The organism is Lacticaseibacillus jixiensis (assembly GCF_042847315.1).
Taxonomy (GTDB): Bacteria; Bacillota; Bacilli; order Lactobacillales; family Lactobacillaceae; genus Lacticaseibacillus; species Lacticaseibacillus jixiensis.
In genome coordinates this window covers 1-19,652 of record NZ_BAAFPR010000012.1, presented here as the reverse complement: position 1 = coordinate 19,652, position 19,652 = coordinate 1, and the positions used below count along the sequence as shown (strand labels likewise).

Annotated in this window: 14 protein-coding genes; 8 read left to right on the top strand and 6 right to left on the bottom strand. The window is 52.1% G+C overall.

Translation table 11 applies throughout. From position 1 onward, the window contains the following. The first annotated feature begins 11 nt into the window (after positions 1-11). The 3 genes from ACGG90_RS08935 (at position 12) to ACGG90_RS08925 (ending at position 3,918) form a co-directional block, all read left to right on the top strand. A complete protein-coding gene (locus ACGG90_RS08935) occupies positions 12-1,799 on the top strand; it encodes a SpaH/EbpB family LPXTG-anchored major pilin (protein ID WP_390408509.1) in 1,788 nt (595 codons plus the stop codon). 69 nt (positions 1,800-1,868) lie between these two features. Further along, positions 1,869-3,017 carry a class C sortase gene (locus ACGG90_RS08930; protein ID WP_390408507.1) on the top strand — a complete coding sequence of 383 codons (1,149 nt, stop codon included), beginning with the start codon at positions 1,869-1,871 and terminating at the stop codon, positions 3,015-3,017. A 112-nt stretch (positions 3,018-3,129) separates the two neighbouring features. After that, entirely contained in the window at positions 3,130-3,918 is a 789-nt protein-coding gene (locus tag ACGG90_RS08925; protein WP_390408505.1) for an alpha/beta hydrolase, read from the top strand. A 93-nt stretch (positions 3,919-4,011) separates the two neighbouring features. On the opposite strand, the gene ACGG90_RS08920 is transcribed toward ACGG90_RS08925, so the two are convergent. The 4 genes from ACGG90_RS08920 to ACGG90_RS08905 form a co-directional block, all read right to left on the bottom strand. Continuing rightward, positions 4,012-4,830, bottom strand: a complete 819-nt coding sequence (locus ACGG90_RS08920; protein WP_390408502.1) for a hypothetical protein — start codon at positions 4,828-4,830, stop codon at positions 4,012-4,014. Positions 4,831-5,357: 527 nt separating this feature from the next. Beyond that, positions 5,358-6,515, bottom strand: coding sequence for a GGDEF domain-containing protein (locus ACGG90_RS08915; protein WP_390408499.1), 1,158 nt, complete (start codon positions 6,513-6,515; stop codon positions 5,358-5,360). After that, the gene (locus ACGG90_RS08910) at positions 6,496-8,352 is read right to left on the bottom strand and encodes a diguanylate cyclase (RefSeq protein ID WP_390408496.1); all 1,857 of its coding nucleotides are present in this window, start codon (positions 8,350-8,352) and stop codon (positions 6,496-6,498) included. Before ACGG90_RS08910 ends, ACGG90_RS08915 begins: the two co-directional genes overlap by 20 nt. A 228-nt stretch (positions 8,353-8,580) precedes the next feature. Continuing rightward, positions 8,581-9,729, bottom strand: a complete 1,149-nt coding sequence (locus ACGG90_RS08905) for a cobalamin-independent methionine synthase II family protein (RefSeq protein ID WP_390408493.1) — start codon at positions 9,727-9,729, stop codon at positions 8,581-8,583. A gap of 112 nt (positions 9,730-9,841) precedes the next feature. Between ACGG90_RS08905 and ACGG90_RS08900 the strand changes: the two genes are divergently transcribed. The 3 genes from ACGG90_RS08900 to ACGG90_RS08890 all read left to right on the top strand — a co-directional run bounded on the left by ACGG90_RS08900 (position 9,842) and on the right by ACGG90_RS08890 (position 12,208). Then, the gene (locus tag ACGG90_RS08900) at positions 9,842-10,762 is read left to right on the top strand and encodes a LysR family transcriptional regulator (RefSeq protein WP_390408490.1); all 921 of its coding nucleotides are present in this window, start codon (positions 9,842-9,844) and stop codon (positions 10,760-10,762) included. 94 nt (positions 10,763-10,856) lie between these two features. Further along, complete coding sequence (locus ACGG90_RS08895; RefSeq protein WP_390408488.1) at positions 10,857-11,138, top strand: hypothetical protein; 282 nt, start codon at positions 10,857-10,859, stop codon at positions 11,136-11,138. A gap of 146 nt (positions 11,139-11,284) precedes the next feature. Further along, positions 11,285-12,208: a serine hydrolase gene (locus ACGG90_RS08890; protein WP_390408485.1), complete on the top strand. Its 924-nt coding sequence runs from the start codon at positions 11,285-11,287 to the stop codon at positions 12,206-12,208. Between the two features lie 53 nt (positions 12,209-12,261). Here the strand turns inward: ACGG90_RS08890 and ACGG90_RS08885 are convergent, their stop codons facing one another. After that, on the bottom strand, positions 12,262-13,719 hold the full coding sequence (locus ACGG90_RS08885; RefSeq protein ID WP_390408482.1) for an ABC transporter substrate-binding protein/permease: 1,458 nt from the start codon (positions 13,717-13,719) through the stop codon (positions 12,262-12,264). A gap of 141 nt (positions 13,720-13,860) precedes the next feature. On the opposite strand from ACGG90_RS08885, the gene ACGG90_RS08880 reads away from it, so the two are divergent. Further along, complete coding sequence (locus ACGG90_RS08880) at positions 13,861-14,766, top strand: DUF4767 domain-containing protein (RefSeq protein ID WP_390408479.1); 906 nt, start codon at positions 13,861-13,863, stop codon at positions 14,764-14,766. A 212-nt stretch (positions 14,767-14,978) separates the two neighbouring features. On the opposite strand, the gene ACGG90_RS08875 is transcribed toward ACGG90_RS08880, so the two are convergent. Beyond that, on the bottom strand, positions 14,979-16,841 hold the full coding sequence (locus ACGG90_RS08875) for a diguanylate cyclase (RefSeq protein WP_390408476.1): 1,863 nt from the start codon (positions 16,839-16,841) through the stop codon (positions 14,979-14,981). A 256-nt stretch (positions 16,842-17,097) separates the two neighbouring features. Between ACGG90_RS08875 and ACGG90_RS08870 the strand changes: the two genes are divergently transcribed. Then, entirely contained in the window at positions 17,098-19,248 is a 2,151-nt protein-coding gene (locus ACGG90_RS08870) for a Tex family protein (protein WP_390408691.1), read from the top strand. The last annotated feature ends 404 nt before the right edge of the window (positions 19,249-19,652 follow it).

Here is a 19,652-nt window from a genome sequence, read left to right as displayed (position 1 = left end):
AGCGTAAAGAAATGACAGGGAACAAATTCAAACATATTCTTGCCAGCGCACTACTGATCCTACCGCTGGCATTGCAAGTCTTTGCTGGGGCATCGACGGTGAAAGCGGGCGATGATACACCAGCATCCACAACATCCACAGACACCACTTCAATTCAGATCACTAAGTTAGGCTTCACTAAGGATCCTGAGAACAATATTCCAACCGGCGTGACTGGTTATACGTCTGGGGCGGCCCTCACTGCTGACCAAATCGCTAAAATGGGTGCTACGCCGCAATCCGGGGTTGAATTCAAGGTATATGATGCGACTAGTGAATATAATAACTTGACCGGTGATGCAGACAAGAGGATGACAGATTTAAGTACCAGCTTTGCTAACAAGGACTTGTCTAAAGTGACCCCTGCCAACGATGCTGAAGGTAACCCCGCGGTTGGCACGACGGATAAAGACGGTAACATCAAGCTGACGCTGAACAATCGCGTCAAAAGTGACGCTAAGACTGACGACAAGACTGACGATAATACTGACGACAATACTGACGACAATACTGACATTTATGCGGTATATGTGATTGTCGAAACTGACGCGTCTGGGGCTGCAACAGCAACAGCAACGAATGACCCGTCTAAGCCTGAGACAGTTGAGGGTGACACGTCAATTATTGACAAAGCGGCACCAATCGTCTTGGTGATGCCATTAGCTGCCGCTGGTGATGACGGTTCTACAACGGTGCATATTTATCCCAAGAACGTTTATGGCGAGACCTTATCCAAGGATATCGACGCCAGCGCCAACGTCGCTAGCCGCTGGAATGCCGGTGATGACAAAGGCAAAAAAGCTGTTGCTACTGCGGTTGGCGATCAGGTACCGTTTGATGTTACCGTGACTGTGCCAGATGATCTTAAGGCAGGCGACACGTTTGGTTTTACTGATACGCCTGATAAAGAACTCGTAGACAATGTTAAAACTGCTGATGATTTGACCATCACGACGACTGATGACCCGACCCATTCTATTCCTGCGGCAGATGTCTTATTGGCGGATGGCGGCATCACGACAAATGCCGATCATGGGTTTACGTTAAAGTTTGATCCTGAAAAGTTGGCAGCAAAGTATGCCGGTAAGAAATTAGTCGTGAATTATACTGCAACTTTGACCAAAGATCTAATTCCAGACGAAACTGCCACCAATACGGTAACGACCTTGGGACATAATCCAAAGCCGTTCACGTCGCAAACACCTGTCACGACTGGCGGATATAAGTTTAAGAAGACAAGTGCTGCTGACAATTCACCGTTGAAAGGTGCACAGTTCATCATTGCCAAGAAGTACAGTGATGGTACGGAACTCTATGGTGTCAAGAATGCGGATAAGTCTGGATATTCATGGACACCTAACAAGAATGAAGCAACGCCTGTGACGTCTGGTGAAGATGGGATTGTCTCCTTTACAGGCTTGGCATATTCTGCGGCATTACAGGACGAATCCGGCACTGAATATGACAAGAGCAAGCTTGGCACCGATGATGACGCCAAGAAAGTGACCTTTGACACCTACGAAGCAATTGAAACAGTAGCGCCAGCTACATACGCGCTTTTGACGCAACCAAAGAAGTTCGTCGTTGGGGCAGGCTCTTTTAAGTCTGATGATGCGGCAGACATAGTCAAGGATGCCCCTAAAAGTGAGCTTCCGCACACGGGCGGCATGGGAATCTACATCGTCATCGCAGTCGGCGTAGCCATTGCGTTGGCTGGTGTGGCGTTCCTGCGGCGTGGTAAGCATCACGAAGAAGTCTAAGGTTAGTTAGTTATTGGCTCGACGCCTGATCGCGGCGAGCCATTTTGTTATTGGAGGGAGGGGCGGCTGATGCCCAAGCGACAACCTCGTGCCCGCCAGCACCTGGTGACGCAAGCCATTGCGTTCATCTTATTGGTGACTGGCGTGGCGGTGGCTTTGTATCCATTCTATTCCGGGGCGTTGAACACGCTGCTGGACCGCGCCAGAGTGGCACGGGTGGACAAAGCCAACCAAGCGTTAAGCGCCAAGCAACAAGCGGCCATGGCCAAGGCCAACGCCAAGCTTGCCAAAGACGGCTTGCATCCAGATGCCGACCCGTTCACCGGTTTAGACGAGAAAAGCAAGCTCAACTTGAAGCGCGACCAAATCGGTTCGGTGACGGTGCCTAAGATCAAATTAACGGTGCCGTTGTTTAAGACGCTGGCGGAACAAACTTTGGCCATCGGCGTCGCAGTGGTGCCAGGCACCAGTTATCCCACTGGTGGCGTCAACACCCACACGGTGATTGCCGGGCACCGCGGGTTGGTGGATCGCAGGCTGTTCTCGGATCTCAATCGGGTCAAGAAGGGGAACCTTTTTGTCTTGAAAGTCGGCAAGCGCCACTTGGCTTATCGGGTGTTTCGCATCCAAGTGGTGTTGCCTGATGACACAGAGGTTTTGAAAATCGAAGCCGGGCGCGACTTGGCGACTTTGTTGACCTGCACGCCGTATATGATCAACTCGCATCGCCTGTTGCTGACCGGCAAGCGCGTGCCGTATACGCCGGCAGTGGCCGAGCAAGTCGCTGCGGCCAAGCGCGAAGAAACTGGGCAGCAGTTGGCCATTCTGATTGGTTCCATTGCGGCATTGCTGGCGCTGTTGGCGATGATCGGCAAGCATGTGCACACGCTGTTGTTGCGGCGCCATTTGTTTGACTTGTGGTTCACTGTGGTTGATGCCAATGGGGCGCCTGTTTCTGGGGTAACGTTTATGGTGCGCCGCAAGCACGGCAAGGCGTTATACCGCCACAAGCAGCGGCTGGCCGCCACCAGCGATGACGCCGGTCAAGTGATGGTGCCGCGTTTGCCAGGCGGGATCTATCGCTTAGATGGCGCTGGGTGGCAGATCTTTGCTGGCACCAACAAGTTAGCCCAGCAGAAAATGGTCCTTTATCCGACGAAGGCGCAGCGGCGAGACATCACGCATGCCGATGCCGGGTGGCAAGTCACTGCTAAATAACAAAGAGTCGTCGCAGAAATTTTGCGGCGTCTTTTTAGACAGTTGTGAACGTTTACAGCAGGCGGCAATGCGATTACAATACACAGTATGATGTTGTACAGGAGGCCTATTTATGGAAGTGTTGCATCTCAGTGTTCATCCTGCCGGGTTTGATGAAGCGCCGTTGGTGGCGTATTTGCCGGATTCACTTAACGGCGAAACTCGGCCGGCGGCGATTATTTGCCCAGGCGGCGGGTATGCCTTTGTGTCACCAAGAGAAGGCGAGCCGGTGGCGTTGGATTTCGTGGCGCGCGGTATGGCGTGCTTCGTGTTGGATTATGCCATCGCGCCGGTGCGCTATCCGGCGGCACTGCGCCAGCTGGCAGAAGCAATTGCGCTGGTGCGCCAGCATGCCAAAGCGTGGCACATCACACCTGATCGGGTGTTGGTGGCAGGATTTTCTGCAGGCGGGCATTTGGCGGCGAGTTTGGCCACGTTGTATGCTGATCCGATCTTGACAGAGGCTGGTTATGATCCGGCCGTTAGCCGCCCAGACGGGTTGATGCTTGGGTATCCGGTGATCACCGGTGGACCCAAGGCACATCGCGGCAGCTTTGACAACTTGCTGGGGCCAGATGCCGCTGCGGCGCAAATCAAAGCGCTGAGTTTGGAAACGCGCGTCACAGCACAAACGCCGCCAACGTTCTTGTGGAGCACTGCTGATGACGGAGCCGTGCCGATCGCCAATACGTTGATGTTTGCCGATGCCTTAGCCGCTCATGATGTGCCGTTTGCGCTGCACATTTTCCCGCATGGGCATCACGGCTTGAGTTTAGCCACTGCGGCGGTCAATGATGAGCCAGAGCCGACAGTAGCGGTATGGCCTGAGCTTTTCGGTACTTGGGTCCACGAAAGCTGGTAAGGATCATACTGCAACTTAGTGTCATGATACTAAAAGTGCCCACTGACCGTCATGGTTGGTGGGCATTGTTGCTGGATCGAGAAATACAGCGATTCACCTCAGATATCGGGCATCTACCCACTGCTGCCACCGCGCCAATTCCGCATCATCCAGCGGCGTGCCTTTGCCTGACAGCGGCAAGTCATGGGCTTGATCATACAAATAATCTTGTGTGATGGCTTGCACTTGTTCCTGGACGTAGGCTTGTGCATCGCTGGCTTGTGAAGGCTCGCGTGGCCGTTGGGGCCGGCCGAAAATCGGGTTGACGACGACCGGCTTGGTTGGTTGGCGCAACAAGGTCAGCGGGGTGGTCAAAGCCATGATCGCGTCGCGGGTCTGCTCGTTGATCACGGATTGGTGGTGCTGCAGGTAATCGATTGTTTGGCGGGTTGCGCCGCGGTGCTGCCAAGCAAGCTTGCGCACGCGCTGCTGATAACTTGCCAGCTCCAATCCCAACGGCCAGGCGTTGGTGGCGTCTGCCAGGTGCTGGGCCCATTTGGTGGCGACTTGAGGATCGCCAATATAGCGGGTGAACCATTTGTCTTGAATTTGCAAAATTTTGTCGCGGTTGATCCGCAATAATGATGCGATTTGACGCCGGTCTTGGGGATGGGTCAAGACGTGCACGGTTTCGGCATTGCCGCGTACAAGAATATCAGCGCCGTAGCGGATCGGCTGATTGGTGTCCACCATCTGCGGCGTCATCGCCAGCGCCAAGGTTTGAGTATCCTGCTCATCCAGACGCCGACGCTTGTAAGCGACGGCAAATACGCGGATGAACAATACTTCCAGTGGCTGGACATGGCCGGATTCTGACACGATCAATAATGACTTGGGCCGATCAACGATGCCGCTATACAGTAGATTAGGCACATCGATAACCTCCTTTCTAGGTCTAGCTTAAGTATACGAGGCAGGGTTAAATCCCGCGAACTTTTGCCTTTGTAAAGATTGTAAAAAGTTAGAAAAACGCTTGCAATTGTTTTTGGGCGGTGTTATCTTATACTTGCTCAACCGCATAGGGGAGAGGAGACGAACGAAGGCCAAGCTTGTCTGTACCCCAAACCCCGAAACAGGCCGGTCTGGCACGAATGAGTTCTGCTCAGGAGTGTGGCCTGTTCCCCCAGAGCGCGCGCTATGAAGCCCGGTCACCTAGTCCACGGGCAATGCCAGGGCGTACAACAGGACCGTATCACGACCACCCCAGCAAAGAGTAGGCTTACGAATGCTGGGTACTTAATTAAATATCAATTGGCAGGCAACAAGATCAGAAATAAATCGCCTGCTGCCACAAGAATACACGAAGCGTTGAGGCGTATCGTGTATTTGGTGTGCGAGTGATACCAAACGCGGCTCAGCAGTCAAATGCTGAGCCGCGTTTTTTTGCGCATCGCACATGGTTACGCTTGATTGCTTGACTGTGCCACCGAGTAGTCGATGGTATTACGCCCGGCGTGCTTGGCCAGATACAAGCTGTGATCGACTCGCGCATAAATATCCAAGGACTTGGTATCACTAGGCAGAACATGCGCGATACCAATCGATGCGGTGATGCCAAAAGTCGTGTCGTCAGCTTCAAAGTTCAAAGTCGCCAGCTGCGTGTGGATCTTTTGGGCCAGAGCTGACACCATTTGTTGATCGTGAATGCCGGTGAGCAGCACACTGAATTCTTCGCCGCCCATGCGATAAACTTTGGCCGGATTGTGGGCATTATCAGCAATTTGAGTGAGGGTTTGCCCAACGACTTGCAAGACTTTGTTGCCAACCAAGTGGCCATAGGTGTCGTTGACTTGCTTGAACCAATCGATATCAATTTCGATCAAGGCATAAGGCACTTGTTGGGCATGGTCGAAGGCATTCTGCAAGCCTTTGGTGAAAGCGCCCATGTTATACAACGTCGTCAACGGATCGCGCCAAGCATGGGTGTGATCGGCTAAAGTCAAACGATTGCGCTGGGCCAAGGCGTGGGCATAAGTACAGGTGATGATCGCCAGAATCGTCCACGCCCCAAGCTGCCGCACCCAAAACCACAAATCAAACGGGATTGGGGTGATCACATAAGCTGTGGCAAAAGACACCACCCCAAACCCCATCATAAATAGGGTGCCTAACCATAATTTGTGTGCGATCACGTCCCCGAAGCGATAGGCGAGGTATTGGGCGATGTTTAAGCCAATCACCCATGCCGCCATTGACGCAGTGATGTGGGTCGCATCGGCAAACAAATACCCCCAATTGGCGAGTAAGGTGAAGCCCAAGAAGATGCGCGAATGCATGATCGCGTTAAATTGGAACACCAACAGAATGATCAAGTTTAAGAACGTCCAATGCATCCCGAATGCATGCGGTCCCAAATACGTGTTGGTGATCGATTCCAAATATAAATAAACCAGAAAGCCCATCACCACCGCATGTTCTAATGCATGCCGGTGTTGCATCACGAAGCGGTCTGCCATGTTGCCGCGGATCCAATAGAAGAACGACAACACGCCGCAATACACCACAATGTTAGTGATCAGGCTCATCCAGAAACTGATGCTAGTCCAAAGCAGGTTCATTGGCGACCTCCTTGATCAAATTGGTTGGTTTATCGAAATAGTACCCTTGGACATATTGCACGCCTAAGCGCTGGGCCAGTGCGGCATCAGATGCGGTTTCGACGCCTTCAAGGATAAACACCAAATGATTGTCTGCCGCTACCTGCCGCCAGAAAGCAATTCGTTCTTCCATTTGCTGATCGTCGTTGGTGCGCCGCAAGTTTTGCATGGCAAACTTGACCCCATCAACATAAGTCAATTCATTGCGCACCAATTCATAGGAATTATCCGACCCGACATCATCGATCAAGATCTTGATGCCGGCAGAGCGATACAAGGCAGTGATGTGGCGGGTGGTTTCGGCATCTGCCACCGCGGTGATCTCCACAGTCAGCCGATCAAGGTCTGGGGTATGGCGCATCATTGAAGCCAAAACCGCTGCCACTTGCGGATCGCGAAATTGCGCGGCAGTTAAGTTGATGTTGAGGTTATGCAGCGCGTCTGCATTCAAGATCTCGCCTAACAAGCGCGGCAGCTCACCCAATGGCAAATCAAAGTCGTCTGGTAAAACAAAGCGGTGCTGCACCGCTGAGTAGCGCCGCAGCAATAACTCATGATAATAGCGCGTCGGGTGCGGCTTGCCCAAGTCATAGACGCCTTGGGCAAAGAAGTGGAACTTGCGATAGTCGTCTGGGGTTTGAGTGGGTGAAGGGTTGATGACGTGTTGTTCTAAACAAATCGTGTCCCGACCGGCGCGCTTGGCGGCATATACGGCGTCATCGGCGCGTTTATATAAGCTGTCGATCGTGGTATCAGTGGGGTGCAAGGCGGTGATGCCAATGGAGATCGTGACTTGCATCGGGCGCTGGCGATAGGTGTATTCACTGCTGCGCACCGCTTCTTGAAGATGCTTGATCGTGGCTATTGCCGCTTGAGGCGTTGTGTTAGGCAACACGATGTTGAGTTCTTCGCCACCGGTTTGATAAAGATGCGCCGCGGCTGCTTCTTGTTGCAGGCTGTGGCGGATGGTATCTGATACGCCAAGCAGCACTGCGTTGCCTGCCAAGTAACCATAACGGTCATTGATTTGCTTGAAATGATCCAAGTCGATCGAAACTAACGTCAACGGTTTTTGCGTTTGGCGCGCATTGGCAAACATGGCGGTGATGGCTTGTTGATCGTGCTGATATTGGGCATGATCCGTGCCATAATCGGCGATGCGGGCTTCGTAGCGCAGATGTTCGTCTAGACGATATTGACGCAGCCAATAACCCAATACGATTGCAGACATCAAGGTGTATAAGCTGATCGCCCACCAACGCTCATGATCACTGATCGCAATGCCCATTGCCAGATTCGGGGCACTGAGCCAAAATGCCGCCGCCAGCACCCCAGAGCCTAGCGTGCCAAGCCACCAATGCGTCGTCACCGTTTGATGATAACGCATGAGCAAATATAAGCCGCCAATGATCAACGCCGCAGCAGCTAGTGCTTGCGGGGTCAGCCAGTTGCTTTGGTGATGGCCATACCAGAACGTTGCGAGCGCCGCGGCTTGAATGGTTACTTCAAGTTTCGAGAAGCCGCCGAAAAACAGCGGTGTCGTCAGCAGGAATAAGGCCCAATTATGGTACAACAAGCCTGGATCGCCATGCATTAATCTGGCCGCCCCATAATGCAGCAACAAGCCGATGCCAGAAGTGAGGACCAATAAAGCGACGCGGTAGAACATCCGCAACTGCAAATTCGGTGTTGGCGTAACAAACACCGCCACATACAAGCGCTGATAAAGCGCAATGAAACCGATGCTAAAAAAGCCCACCAATACCGCTCGCATCAGGAATAGCACACTAAAGATCACAATATTCACCCATTTTCCGGATTCTCGTGAGCGTACCCACAAATTATGATTATTATATTACAGGATAGCGAATATAGTAAACTGGTCTAAAATATTTTCCGTTAATTTACATCACCGACACCCATTTGTTGCCGCTTGGATGCGTTAAATTCACGAATCGTGAACTATTTTGGCAAAATAATGCAAAAATAAAACCGTCTCGCCAAACGTTGGCGAGACGGTTTGCGCTCAGCCCCAGAAGCTGGCAGCGAGCTTTTGGCCTTGATCGATCTTGGCCCATTGTTGGGCAGCGGACAATTCATTGCCACCGTCACAAGAAGCAAAGCCGCATTGATGCGACAAGTATAATTTGTCTTTGGGCAAGATCGTGGCGGCTTGTTCCAACAGGCGCAACACGCGGGCTTCATCGTCTAACGCTGCGGATTTAGACGACAGCAAGCCTAACACGACTTCGACTTCAGGCCGCTTTTGCAAGGCAGCCAAGGCGCTGAGGTCTCCGGCGCGTTCGTCATCCCATTCCAAGAAGAAGCGGTCGTAATGCTGATCGCCTAAGAACTTAGCGGCAATCGTGGCATAACTGCCGCTTGCGGCATGGCGCGAAGCGTAGTTGCCGCGGCAGTTGTGGGTCCACACTCGCAAGCCGAGTTGATGGCCGAAGTCACACACGGCGTTATTGATGGCGACGAATTCATCAGCCAAATCGGCAACCGCGTCGTTGCCTTGCGCAAAGAAGCTGGCATCGTTATCTGGGCTGAACAGTTCCCACAAGCAATCGTCAAATTGGATGATTTCACCGCCGGCGGCTTTGTATTCGGTCAAGAATTCTTGATACGCGTTGATCAAGCCGGCCTTCAAGGCTTCTTTGGTTGGGTAGACTTGGTTTGCCCCATACAAGTGATCAAAAATTGCCAGTTCGGTGTAGGCATGCGCAGCGCCCCACACGGTGGTTTTCACCGCGCGGCCATTGGCTTGGGCTTTGACTTGTTTAAAGATGTCGATGAAGTGGTGATGTTTGCCAGACAGCGGCGCAGTGATCTGGATGCCGATGTCTTTGCGGGTTTCGAAGTCGCCGCCGTCATGATCTTCGAAGCGGTAGCCATGATCTGCGATGGTGCGGCGAATCCCGGCAAAGCCCCAGATAAAATCCAGATGCCACATGGACTTGGAATACTCGCCATCAGTCAACACGTCGATGCCGTGCTGTTGCTGCTGGGCGATGACTGAGGCAATCGCCGCAGTTTCGGTAGCTTGATAGCCGGCAAAAGCGTCGTAGAAAGGATAAGTGATGTCGTCGCGGTGTTCGATTTGGTCTTTATAAGTCAGCAAGTTGGCAGGGCGCAGCAAGGAGCCGACAAGTTGAAAGCGGGATTGGGTCATGTGAATTGCCTCCGGTTAAATTGATAAGAACAGCTTAACAAAATGATGAGAAAATAGGTAATATTGAAATGCTTGGTGATATAATAAGCACAACCTATAACGGAGGGCCATCATGCGCATTCAACAATTACAATATCTGGAAACTATCGCCGCCACCGGTTCGATCAACGAAGCCGCCAAGCGCCTTTTTATCAGCCAGCCGTCGCTGTCACAAGCGATGAAGGAACTGGAGAAAGAATATAAACTGCAGCTGTTTTACCGCTCTAAAGTCGGCATTACCTTGACGCCAGCCGGCCGTGAGTTCATTAATTATGCCCGCGGGGTCTTGGATCAAGTCAACTTGTTAGACGAGCACTTCAGAAACGATTTGCGCCGCAAGCAGCACTTCTCCGTGTCGGCGCAGCATTACGCTTTCGTGGTCAATGCCTTCGTGGAGCTGGTCAAAGAAATCGGTGGGGATGCGTATGATTTCACCTTGCGCGAAACGCAAACCCAAAACGTCTTAGACGACATTCAATCCAACCAATCTGAAATCGGCGTGACATACCTCAACGGCTTCAATGAAACCGTGATGAAGCGCCTGATTGCCGAAAAAGACCTGACTTTCACCAAGCTGTTCGTCGCCCAACCTCATGTATTTGTCGGCCGCGACAATCCGCTGACTGCCAAAGCCAGCTTGACGCTGGAAGACTTGGCGCCTTATCCGTATTTGTCTTATGAACAAGGCGATACCAACTCGTTTTATTTTGCCGAAGAGATCCAATCCACCTTGCCGCATCAAAAACATGTGCGCGTGTCAGACCGTGCGACGATCTTTAATTTGATGGTCGGACTCAACGGCTATACCATCAGCTCCGGCATCATTTCCAGTGACTTGAACGATGAGAAAATCGTGGCCATTCCGCTGGCGGTAGATGACCCGATCACGTTAGGCTATTTGCGCCACAAGAAAATCGAACTGTCGCCAACGGCCCAACGCTATTTGGAATTGTTGAAAGAACACATCCGCAACTATGGCTTCACCGTGGAATAGGCAGCTTGTGTGATTATGCGCAAGCGTTTTCTTCGCATCAGCTGCGCCAACCTTGTACAATTAATAGTGAGATCAAGGACAAGGAGGCTGACTTTTGAAACGATTACAGATCCAACTCACGCGCGCACGATATTGTGCCCATCTCGACGGCCGAGACGAAGCGGCGGTGGCCGCCTTATTGCAAACCTTGCACAAAGTGGGGCAATGCCACAACGAGTTGAATGCCCATTTGGCGCAAGGCCAAAGCTTGGAAGAGCGGTTGTTATTGGTGCGGCAATGGGCCATCAGCCATCAAAGCAATCGCTTGCGGATGCATGCCGAAGCGGTGTTGAATGTGGTTGATAGCTATCATTTGGATGCGCGCTTGAGTAAATAAGGAAGGTCACCACAGCGGCGGCCTTTTTATTTTGCACTGGAAATTGGCGACGCTAACAATTTCTTCTATTATTTTGACCAGTAATTGATTAGAATAGGAGCAGAGATTAGCGAAAGGAATGGCGTCAGTCGTCTAGGTATTCGTTCATGAAACATCACCTCACCCCATTAGGCAAAGTTTGTGCAGCAGGCTTGGCTGTGTTGATCGTTGGTATCGGCTTATGGCGCTTGAACGCGGATGACCCCACAGACCAAGATCAAGCCAGCACCAAAACGGTCACAACGACTAAATCGACTAAAGCGGCAAAATCAACCAGTCATCCCAAGCCGGCACCAAGCAAACCAACGGCCACAACTATCGCCGCGCAGTTGAAACAACAATGGCAGCCGATCTTGGCGCAACATGACGAACCCATTGAAATTGCGGTGTATTCGAAGCAATACGATACGACCGTGGCGTTGAATTCGGCCAACGATACGACGCATACTACCGCCTCGATCCTCAAAGTCACCTTCTTAACTGAGCTGTTGCACCAACACGCCGCGGCGAACACGACCTTAACAACCAGTGAGCAAACCAATGCGCAAGCCGCCATCGAACACAGCGACAATGCCGCTGCCACCGCCTTATACAATGAAATCGGCGGCGCCAGCGGGGTGGCCACGGCGTTTGCCAACTTGGGGATGAGTGATTCACACGCCGGCACCAGCGGTTGGGTGAGCACCACGACGACTGCCCAAGATCAGCTGAAGTTGTTAAACACGGTGTTTTATAATGGCGATTATTTAACCAGCAACTCGCGTGAATACATCAAGGGCCTGATGGGCAGTGTGGCTTCAGATCAGAATTGGGGTGTATCAGCCGGCGCCAAGTCCAGCCAGCTGAAGAACGGCTGGCGGCTGAACTACGATGACACTTGGATCGTGAATTCCATTGGCCATTTAGGCAGCGGCGAACGCTCTTGCACCATTGCGATCTTGACGGATCACAATGCTTCTTTAGATAAAGGCATTGCGCTGGTTGAAGAATTGGCCAAAGCTTCCGGCAAGGTCTTGAACTTGGCCCAATGAACGTCAAAAATGCCGCTTCGCAGATGATTGCGAAGCGGCATTTTTGCATGTGGTTAGTGGCTTTGGGTGCGCTTTTGGACCCAGTTGGATAACCAAGTCAGCGCAGTGATGATGATCAAATAAATCAACGCGACCATGGTCCAGATCTTGAAGCCTTCCATGTTGCGGGCGATGATGATCTTGCCGGTTTGTGTCAATTCAAGCAAGCCGATCACCGATAAAATCGAGGTGTCTTTCAAAGTGATAATAAATTGGTTGATGAAACTTGGCACCATAATGCGCAAGCCTTGCGGTAAGATCACCGCCCGCATCGCTTTGGTCCAAGACAGGCCTAAGCTGCGCGCGGCTTCCATTTGCCCTGGGGCCACGGCGTTGATGCCGCCTTCGACAAACGCGGCGGTATACGCGCCTTCGTTGAAGGTCAAGGTAATGATGCCGGCAATGAAAGCAGGGATCTTAGAGCCGGTGAGACTCGGAATGCCGGTATAAACAAACAACGCCAATACCAGAAGCGGTAAGCCGCGGAACACATAAATGAACACTGTGGCTACGCCTTGAGCCAAGTGGTTAGGCATCACCCCTAACAAGCCGATCAACACGCCGACCACCGTGGCACACACGATGCCGGCAATGGTCAGCAGCAAGGTTTCACCTAAGCCTGACATCAAAGTGTGCCAGTTTTCTTTCAGCAGGCCCAAGAAACTGCGGTCGCTTTCTTGGGTTTTGGCGTTTTTCTGCTTTTGCGACGCGATGGTGCCGTTGCCTAAGTACTTGGCAACGATCTTATCATACGTGCCGTCTTGTTTGACCTTCTTGATCCCGGCATTAAGCTGCTTGATCAAGTCATCGTTGCGGTCTTTGTTGACGGCAATGCCGTAATACTTAACAGTTTGCGGCTTGTTGACAATGTGCAGCTTGATGCCGGTGGCAATGGCGTATTGCAACACCGGTTGATCGTCGAAACACGCCACGGAGTTGCCGGTGATCACGTCTTGGTACATGTTGTTGGAATCATCGAAAGTTACCGTGGTGAAGCCGTATTTCTTCTGGATCGAAGCGGCGTAATCCGCAGCAGCAGTGCCGGTTTTGACTGCGACGCGCTTACCTTTAAGGTCTTTAAGCGACTTGATGTTTGAGCCTTGCTTGGCCGCGGCAACTGGGCCGGTGGGGTAGTAAGGATCAGACATCGCAAATTTCTGTTGGCGCTCTGGCGTGATGGTCATGCCGGCGATCACCCCGTCGACTTGGTGGGCTTCTAAGGCTTGCACCGCGGCGTTAAAGCCAGGATGTTGGACTTTGACCTTGAAACCTTCTGCTTTGGCAATGGCCCGGATCAAGTCGATATCGATGCCGACGTATTTGTTTTGTTTGTTGGCAAATTCAAAAGGCGCATAAGCCACGTCGGTATCAAAGGTGTAAGTTTTTTCTGCAGCGTGAGCCGGTTGTGGTGCTTGGCATAACAAGGCGACAAAAACCGCCGCCAAGAAGCTGATAATAGCAGGTTTTCTCATGGTGAATACTCCAATCATTTTGGACACAATTAGATTAAGAATAGAGATAAATTGGCGTTTTGTCCACAAGAACTGTGAGATTAGGTGACAAAATTTACCGCGGTGGGTACAATATTGGTATCTGAAACAGGAGGCGTGATGATGGGTAAAATATGGGGGATCGCAGTAGGGGCTGCGATCGGGTTATTGGGGTTAAGCGGTTGTCAACAAAAGTCTCAAGCACCAGCGACGCACAAAGCGTCGTCAGCCGCAGTGAGTAAATCAGCGTCTGGCCGCCAGGTCAAGGTACCTGCAGCAGCGTCCAGCAGCGTAAAGCCGGCAAAAGCGTCCAGTTCAAGCAGTGTCAAACAAGCAGCCCCTTGGTCAAGCACCAAAGCCGCTCAATTGGAGACGTTTATGCAGCAATGGGGGCAATCGATGGGGCAAACGTATGTGGAATATGATGACGCACACCCGGTGGATTTCTATGGCTTAAAGGTGCCAACGGAACTGGGTCGTATGCCGCCAGCCATTGGTGAACAGAAAATCAATTATTCGTTGTCTCAAGACGGTCAAACCACGGCGGATTATGCCGTGGTGGCGATTTATTCTGATGCGGCCACAGCCGGGTTTGGCGGGGAGCATTTGTATTTGTTCACGCTGTATCACGGCCAGCCCAAAGTGTTGGTAACTATGCAGAATCAAGGTAACGAGAAGAATTGGCTGTATTTTTCCGTGACGCAAAATGCAGACCTCGCCAAAGGCTTTGCCGATATTGCGGCAGGCAAGTCGGCTGTCGCACCGGCTGCTAAGGTCGGTCCGCAATCGTCGCGCGAAGCGATCACCCGTGCTGAAGAAGCCAACGGGAATATGCCCCTGGCTTGGGAACCCATCAAGAATTACAAACAAGCTGAAGCTTTGTTGAAGGTTAAGTTTGGTGATGGCAAATGGGTCACTGGCCATGGTTCTGCTGGCATCAGTTCACCAATTTATTGGTCGGTAACGCTTGAAGGGGGCACGCTTTATAAGGTCGTCTATGCCACTGGTGAAATCAAGGACTTCGAATGATGACAGTTGCCGGCAAATGGGGAATCCGTTGTTTAGCAAGTCTGTTTGGGTAATTTAGTCCTTTACATCGCAGTGATTGGATACCCAAAAAGAGCGTGGTGTGTCACCACCACGGCTGCTTGCAGGCCGTTTAAGACGTGGAATTCGATTAACGACACCAAGATTGTCGCTCTCGCCAAAGAGTTTATCGACGGTCTTGGTGTCGTTTTCGTTTAATCTTGCGTCAAGCCTTCAGCTTGGGCGGGTTTGCCATAATAATAACCTTGCACATAAGGCACATTCAATTCGCGGGCTAAAGCCAAGTCGTCGGCGTTCTCCACGCCTTCAAGGATAAAAGACAATTTGTTGTCTAAAGCCGTTTGGCGCCAGAACTGGACGCGTTCATTCAGCGCTTGGGCGGTGGTGGTTTTACGCAAGTTCTGCATGGCGAACTTTACGCCGTTGATGTAAGGCAAGCAATTGCGCACCACTTCAAAAGAGTTGTCGCTGCCCACATCATCGATCAAGATCTTCATCCCGGCTGCGCGATACAAAGCACTGATGCGGCGCGTGGTTTGCGAATCGGTGAGGTCGGTGATCTCGATGGTGAGATTGTCTGGGCCTTCTGGGCTTTCGGCAAATTGAGTCAAGGCATTGGCAATGTCCAGATCTTGAAACTGGGCGGCAGTTAAGTTGAGGTTGAAGTTCGCCAAGGCCGTGTGGCTCATGAACTCTTTGATCAAAGCGATTTGCATCCACGCCGGGATCTCGAAAGAATCAGGCAAGATCCAGCGCTTTTGCATCGGGTCATAGGTTCTAAGCAACAATTCGTGATAATACTTCGGGGTGCCTGGCTTGGTCAGGTCATAGACGCCTTGGGCAAAATATTGATAATCTGCCAGGCGCTTTTGCGAGTGATCAACGCCTGAAACCAGCTGATCATCCAGCGTGATCGCGTCGCGGCCGCTGCGCTTGCTTTTGGATAAGGCATCATCGGCGCGCTTATAAATATCGTTGATGCTGGTGTCTGCCGGCTGCATGGTCGTTACCCCCACTGACATCGTGACGGCAATGGCGCGCTCATCGTAAGTGTACTCGCGCTTGCGCACACTTTGCCAGCAGGCTTTGACCACTGGCAGCACCGCTTGCGCCGCTTGATTGGGGAACACAAGGTTATATTCTTCGCCAGTGGTCAGATACAACTGATGGGCGATGCCGGCTTCGGCTAAGACCTGCTTGAGGGTGTCAGTCACGCCAATCAGCACGGCATTGCCAGCCAGGTGGCCGAAGCGGTCGTTGATCTGCTTGAAGTTATCCAAGTCCAGCGTGACAAAACTCAACGGCGCGCCGGTTTGTTTGGTGGCATCAAACAGCGCTTGTAATTCCTTTTGATGATCGGTGTAGCTGTTGGCTTGGACGCCTTTTTGGTAGTCGATCAAGCGTTGGTGTTCGCGGATGCGCCGATCTTCGCGGTATTGCCGCAGCCAATAGCCTAAGACAAACGCCAGCATCAACGTGTACAACACGATCGCTTGGATCACCAAGGCCCAAGTCATGTGCATGCCCATGGAAATCGGCGGCACAGTGAGCCAAAATAATGATGCCCCGATCAAGCCGCCGGCCACGCCGATCCACCAATGGCGAATCACTTGTGCGCCGTATGCTTTCAACAAACCAACGGTACAAGCGAATGCGACTAAAGCCGCCAAAGGCACCGGCTGCCAGAAATTCGGGGCGTGATGCATGTACCACACCACAGCCAACGCGGCGTATTGCAAGGTGACTTCCAGTTTGCTAAAGTGCCTGAATAACAAAGGCAGCGTTAACACAAATAAGGCCCAGTTATGATAAAGCAACGCAGAATCATTATGAATATATTGCATTGCCGCATAATGGATATATAAGCCGATCCCCACTGTCAGCACCAACAGCCAAAGCCGGCGCACCTGGCGCCATTGCGGTTTGGTTGTGGGATTTTCAAAGGCGTCATACCACACGCGCTGGAAATATTGAATGTAGCCGATGCTAAAGAAACTGACTGTGACGACGCGTAAGATAAAAAGCGACATGTTCGCCGTAAATTGACCGAAAACCATTCCAGTTTCACTCCCTGACATAATAGGGGTATCCTACCATAATTTACGAATTGATAGTAACCAAATGATCAAATTACCTGTGATCTGCTGGCACTTGTGCCAATTTGTCCAGGCTTGTTCGGGTTTCACGCAGCGCCTTTGCCGCTGGCGCTTGCGTGGTATAATGAGCGCAACTGCCCAAAATCTCGGGAAAACTGGCAAGACATCATCAAATAAGGCGAGGGATAACCCATTGAGTGACAAAATCATCGAATTGATGCAAGGCGAATTGTCCGGCATCACCAATCATCAAGTGCAGCAAGTATTGGCATTAATGGCCGATGGCAACACCGTGCCTTTTATCGCACGCTACCGCAAAGAAGCCACTGGCAGCTTGGATGAAGTGCAGCTGCAAGCCATCCAAGAAGCCCACCAGCGTGCTGTGGCCTTAGAAGAGCGCAAAGCCGCGGTGATCAAGCGCATTGACGAACAAGGCCAACTCACGCCTAAATTGCGCCAACAGCTGCAAGCCGCCACCAAGCTGCAAGTGGTCGAAGACTTGTATCTGCCATACAAACAAAAGCGTCAAACCAAAGCTGCCGTAGCCAAACAACAAGGCCTAGAGCCGTTAGCCAAGTGGCTGTTAACTGATCCTAAAGGCGACATTAAAGCCGCCGCCAAGCGCTATGTGACTAAAGACGTGCCAACCGCCCAAGCAGCGTTAGACGGCGCGCATGAGATCTTGGCTGAAACCTTCAGTGAAGTGGCTCAGTTGCGCAACTGGGTGCGTGATTACACCAAACAAACCGGCATTTTGCGAGTGCATGTGCGCCCCAAAGGCGAAGCGTTGGATGACAAAGGCGTTTATCAGCAGTTCTATGATTTTGCCGAAGCGCTTAAGCGCATGACTGCCACGCGCACCTTGGCCATCAATCGCGGCGAGAAGGCGAAGATCTTAACGGTGAAGATCCAAGTCGACGTTGAGCGGATCATGGCCCAGTGTCATTGGCAATTAATCGGCCATCAGTCGACCACCCAAGCAGCGGCTTTTCTCGAAGACGCCTATCAAGATGCGTATAAGCGCTTCATTGGCCCAGCCATCGAGCGCGAATTGCGCAGTGAGCTGACGGCGACGGCTGAACAAGCGTCGATCAAAGTATTTGGCCAGAACTTGTATAACTTGTTGATGCAAGCGCCGATCAAAGGCAAAGTCGTGTTGGGTTTTGACCCGGCGTATCGCACCGGCTGCAAGCTGGCAGTGGTTGATGAAAATGGCAAATTCTTGACCAAAGCCGTGATCTACCCGCACAAACCGGCCCCAGAAGCCAAGCGCCAAGCCGCAGCCGGCGAATTGATCGCCTTAATCGAACGCTTCCACGTGACAATGATCGCCATTGGCAACGGCACCGCCAGCCGCGAATCTGAACAATTCGTGGCCGACACTCTCAAGCAGCTGACGCGCGATGTGTATTATGTGATCGTCAATGAAGCCGGCGCTTCAGTGTATTCGGCCAGCCAAGTGGCGCGGGATGAATTTCCCGACTTGCATGTGGAACAGCGCAGCGCCATCAGCATCGCCCGCCGCTTGCAAGACCCGTTGGCGGAATTGGTCAAAATCGACCCGGAAGCAGTCGGCGTGGGCCAATACCAACACGACTTGCCGCAAAAGGCTTTGGCCCAAGAAGTCGACGCGGTGGTGGAGCGCGCCGTTAACCGCGTCGGGGTCAACTTAAACACCGCCAGTGCCCAATTGTTGGCGCGAATCTCTGGTTTAAGCAAAACCATTGCCGAAAACATTGTCGCTTACCGTGACGCCAACGGCCGCTACCAAAGCCGCGCCGAGTTGAAGAAAGTGCCGCGCTTAGGGCCTAAAGCCTATCAACAAGCCGTCGGGTTCTTGCGCATTCCAGATGGCAAAGAACCGTTGGATAACACCGACATTCACCCGGAAAGTTATCCGGTGGCCAAGCAGCTACTCAAAGCCGCCAAAGTCGCCGGCTCCGCCATTGGCACGCCGGAAGCCAACGCGGCGATTCGCCAAGCGGCTCAGCAGCCATTAGCTGCCACTGTCGGGGCAGCGACCTTGCAAGACATTGTGGCCAGTTTGCAACAACCTGGCCGCGACTTGCGCGACAACATGGCCACGCCGCTGTTGCGTCAAGACGTGTTGACGATTGAAGACTTGCGCGTGGGGATGCAGCTGGAAGGCACCGTGCGCAATGTCGTGGACTTTGGCGCTTTTGTCGACATTGGCGTTAAACACGACGGCTTGGTGTATGTGGGCAGAATGGCCGACCATTATGTCAAAGATCCCAAGTCGGTGGTGGCTATCGGTGACATCGTGACGGTGTGGATCGATTCGGTGGATCTCAAGCGCGAGCGCATCGGCTTGAGCATGATCGCCCCTAAAAAGCCTGTTGCAAAATAACCTGAACCACAAATAGACCCACCTGCGCTTGTGAGGCGCAATAAAAAAGTTAGACAATTTAGATCTTGAATTAAACAGTTATGGCTTGGTTCCGGTATTCAACCAGAATTAAGCCATTTTTTCTGGAGAGACGCGGGTTGTTAAACCAGGCGACGTAGCCGTTCACCAGTTTGACTTAGCCCAAGACAGCGCTAGTCTCATAACTTATCCTGGATTATTCACCTCGGTATTGGGGACATGAAATCGCATCTGGCCGGTCTGAAAGCAACGTTTGGATCGTTGCGAATACTGACTGAGCGGAGAAGTTGGTGATCGATGCACCACGAACAGACCGACCCAGTTTTCGGCTCGACGCACGACCTATTCAGTTATTCAGTTCAGGTCGCCAACTGATGGACTTCGTC